The organism is Pseudomonas syringae (assembly GCF_000737245.1).
In the GTDB taxonomy this organism is placed as follows: domain Bacteria; phylum Pseudomonadota; class Gammaproteobacteria; order Pseudomonadales; family Pseudomonadaceae; genus Aquipseudomonas; species Aquipseudomonas syringae_J.
In genome coordinates this window covers 1-1,498 of the sequence record NZ_JPQU01000083.1, presented here as the reverse complement: position 1 = coordinate 1,498, position 1,498 = coordinate 1, and the positions used below count along the sequence as shown (strand labels likewise).

Below are 1,498 nucleotides of genomic sequence, written 5' to 3'. Positions count from 1 at the left end.
CAGGCAAGGAGCCTGCAATGACTCAATCCTTCATGACCCCGCGCGGGCACATGGCCAACCTCGTCGCCAAAGCCCAAAGCGCTGACCCCCTCGATGCGGAGGGAATGTGCCCGCTGATGATGCAAACCCTGCAACTGCTGCCGGTGCGCTATGGCCGGGTCGAAGACCTTGATCCGTCCCGTGAGCTTCCCATGCCGTACAAGCTGCAATCCCGGCCGCTGGGGTTTCGCCTGATCCGCAATGGTTTTTTGTACATCATCGACAGCTCTACGAGCTCGCTGCATGAGTACCAGACTCAGGACGGCTCGGTGGTCGCCTTGCTGTTCAAGGGCAGCGAGGTGGTTGCGAATCGTCGCACTGCCGTTATCGAGACTGATCCAGCGCTGGTGTTTTCCCGCTCGGCCACGCTGCACGTAGCCTTTTCCGAGGTGCAGTGGACAGCGTTCAAATGCGCCCAGGTGATGAAAGTCGCAGCGGAGCGTGAGTATTTCATGCAGCACGTGAGCTTCGAAAACGTCCAGTACGGCAAAGGCGTGCACCTGTTCGATGACCGCTGCATGGCCGTCTGGCTGGCCGAATGCAGCGCCAGTTGGGCGGACAAGCCGGGCGAGACAAGCACCGAGATTCCCTACACCTGGGAACACGCGCCGCTGTACCGACAAACCATTCTTGAAGAATTCACCAGCCAGGTCACGGCTGAGCACAAGCGTGATTTTCTGTTTCTGGCGGTGCGCGACGACGTCGGCGTGATGCGTGATCTGGCCAGCCATCAGGATCAGGTCGTGGAGCAGATCGACCGCTGGGCGCAGAGTCAGAACGGTGAGGTCGAGCGCGATTACTTGCTGGGGTGCTACATCGAATCCATCACCCAGATTAATGATGCAGACCTGAGCGCACGGGGAAAAAAGGACCGGACGCTCAAGGCCTTGCTGGATGATCTGGATACCCTGCCCGAACCTGAGAGCAGTCAAACACGCAAGACCTTGCGGGAGGTCATGAGCCAGGACAACCGCCAGGAAGCGGGCCTGTACTTCAACGACCCCAACGTCCCAGCCGACCTGCAGGAACGCCTCGACCACGCCAAACCAGATCGGTTGAGCATGGACGACGGCATCGAGGCCCGCGCCAGCACCATTCAGCAATATCAGCTTGAACAACGCTTCGTCGGCACCAGCGCCAAGTTCATTGCCCGACACCGTCAAACCCTCTGGAAGCTTTATCGCCAGATGGACAAACCCACCAAGGACGCGCTGTACGGCGCCAAATTCGGCCAGCGCGGTATCAACGAACTGATCGATCGCCCACGCATGGATGCTTTTCTCAAGCAGCAACGGGCGGTGCTGCAGCCGCTGAACGAGTTGCTGGAAAAAATCACCCAGGATCGCATTGATCTGTTGATCAAGAACCGCCTGCACCGCGCCATCTGGTACTACGACATTGAAGACAGCGAGCAAGTCGACCACGCCCTGCTCACCGAATACGCCTGCCTGAAAGACAT

1 protein-coding gene is annotated in these 1,498 nt (G+C 58.9%); it reads left to right on the top strand.

Features of this window, described 5'->3' with window-relative positions:
* Positions 1-17: 17 nt before the first annotated feature.
* A partial coding sequence (locus IV01_RS02565; RefSeq protein ID WP_032631344.1) for a toxin VasX occupies positions 18-1,498 on the top strand: 1,481 nt, incomplete at its 3' end.